3 protein-coding genes are annotated in these 2,096 nt (G+C 75.2%); 2 read left to right on the forward strand and 1 reads right to left on the reverse strand.

From position 1 onward, the window contains the following. The coding region (locus tag ACFW2E_RS45730; RefSeq protein ID WP_384477786.1) for a neutral zinc metallopeptidase at positions 1-201 on the forward strand (201 nt) is incomplete at its 5' end. Between the two features lie 143 nt (positions 202-344). Continuing rightward, positions 345-758: a VOC family protein gene (locus tag ACFW2E_RS45735; protein WP_384477789.1), complete on the forward strand. Its 414-nt coding sequence runs from the start codon at positions 345-347 to the stop codon at positions 756-758. A 39-nt stretch (positions 759-797) separates the two neighbouring features. Here ACFW2E_RS45735 and ACFW2E_RS45740 read toward each other — a convergent pair whose 3' ends face one another. After that, positions 798-2,075 carry a hypothetical protein gene (locus ACFW2E_RS45740; protein WP_384477792.1) on the reverse strand — a complete coding sequence of 426 codons (1,278 nt, stop codon included), beginning with the start codon at positions 2,073-2,075 and terminating at the stop codon, positions 798-800. Positions 2,076-2,096 lie beyond the last annotated feature (21 nt).

The following is a 2,096-nucleotide window of genomic DNA, read 5'->3' on the forward strand; positions in this document are numbered from 1 at the left end:
CTGATCACCAGCCTCACGACCGCCGACGTCCAGGACGGCCTGGACGCGGCGGCGGCCGTGGGCGACGACCGGATCCAGGAGCGGTTCCAGGGCCGGGTGACGCCGGAGACGTGGACGCACGGGTCGGCCCGGCAGCGGCAGCAGTGGTTCTACGAGGGGTACCGGACCGGGGACATGGCGCGCTGCGACACGTTCCGCTGAACGACCGCCGCCGGCAGCGCCCCGGGCCCGTCCCCGGGGCGTTGTCGGTGGCGGGTGCCAGACTGGGCAGCGGGTCGGAATCCCGGAATTTCCGGCGGTTTCCGCGACACCGGTTCATCACCGGCACACAGGGAGTGATCGGCATGGCGGGTACGGGCGGTGGGCGGCCGGGCATCTTTCCGACGCTGCTGTACGCGGACGCGAAGGCGGCGATCAAACAGCTGACGGAGGCCTTCGGGTTCACCGAGCTGTCGGTGTACGAGGGCGAGGACGGCTCGGTGCTGCACGCCGAGCTGGTGCAGGGCAACGGCGCGGTGATGCTCGGCTCCAAGGGGCGCGGCGGCGTCTTCGACACGGCCATGAAGGACGCGGGCCCCGCGGGGGTGTACGTCGTGGTGGACGACGTCGACACACACCACCAGCGCGCGGTGGACCACGGCGCGGAGATCCTGATGCCCCCGACGGACCAGGACTACGGCTCGCGGGACTACATGGCCCGGGACGCCGAGGGCAACATCTGGAGCTTCGGCACGTACGCCCCCGAGATAGCGGCCTGAGCGGCCCCGATCCGGGCGGGAACCGTCTTCTCGGCCGGGCTATCCCCCGGTGTGCACCTGGAAGGCGGCGCGGCGCACGGCCTTCGCGAGGGCGGGGTCGGGGTGGGCGGCGGCCAGGGCGACCAGGACCTGCACGGTGCGGGGGTGGCCGACCGCCCGTACCTCGTCGAGCAGGGCCGGGACGGTGGGCTGCACCGCGGACTCCAGGTGCCGCACGAGCAACGGGGCCTCCCCGTGGTCGGCGACGGCGGCGGCGGTGTCGACCCACAGCCAGGTGGCCTCCCTGCGGGTGAGGACCTCGTGGGCGTCCTCCGGGTCGACGCCGTCGTGCTCGGCGAGCCACAGCAGCGCGTACGGCCGCAGGGCCGGCTCGTCGACCACGGCGCTGACGTCGGGTTCGGCGGGGGCGCCGACGACACGGAGCGCCTCGAAGGCGAGGCCGCGCAGCAGGGCGTCCTCCCCGCGGGCGGCGTCGACGAGTTCGGTGACCGCGCTGCCGACGGTGCGGGCGGCGAGCCAGGCGCGGTACTCGGCGCGGGCCGCGTTGGGGCGGAGCTGGGCGCAGCCGCGGAGCATGTCCTCGGCGCTCTGCTCGATGTTCCCGGCGGGGCTCTGCGCGGCCACGCAGATCTGCTCGAGCTTGACCCAGACCGCCCAGCTGCCCAGCGGGGTGAGCGTGGCCTGACCGTCGCCGCAGGTGAGGGCGCCGACGGAGGCGAGGGCGTGCAGGGACCAGTCGAGGAGGGGGGCGAGCGGGGTGTCCTGGGCGGGTGCGGGTTCCGCCGGGTCGGCGGCGGAGGGTTCGGCGGCGGGGGTCGTCTGCCCCGGCTCGTACGGGACCTCGCAGCGCTCGGTGCGCAGCTCGGTGACCCGCTGCTGGAGCAGGTCGAGGAGCTGCTCGACCGGCACGGGACCGGCGGACAGCTGGAGGAAGGAGAGCACCTGGGGCATGGCCGAGACGACCTCGGCGACCGCGGCGGGCTCGTGGTCCGGGGATTCCGGGTAGGCGAGCGACCAGGCGTCGAAGAGGGCGACCCAGCCGCGCAGGACGGCGCTGTCGTCGCGGTCCCAGGCGCGCAGGCGCCAGCCGGGGCGCGCGATGTCGCCGTGCACCTCGACCAGTCCGGCGAGACGGGCGGTGTCCCAGTCGGCGCGGACCTGGGCCACGGTCAGGCCCAGATCGGCCGCGGCCCGCGCGGCGGTCGCGTCGGAGAGGGTGGCCTTGCCGTCGTCGGTCGCGCCGTCACGGCCGGGGCCGAGGGCGGAGTCCGCCCAGTGGGCGACGCGAGCCGCGCCGGCCAGGCCGGTGCGCGCCATTCTGGCCAGTTCCGCGCGGGC

The organism is Streptomyces sp. NPDC058964, from assembly GCF_042741275.1.
Lineage (GTDB): Bacteria > Actinomycetota > Actinomycetes > Streptomycetales > Streptomycetaceae > Streptomyces.

Coding starts and splice junctions, on each gene's coding strand:
- ACFW2E_RS45735 (WP_384477789.1), top strand. CDS start 345: ATGGCGGGTACGGGCGGTGGGCGGCCGGGCATCTTTCCGACGCTGCTG.
- ACFW2E_RS45740 (WP_384477792.1), bottom strand. CDS start 2,075: ATGGCGCGCACCGGCCTGGCCGGCGCGGCTCGCGTCGCCCACTGGGCG.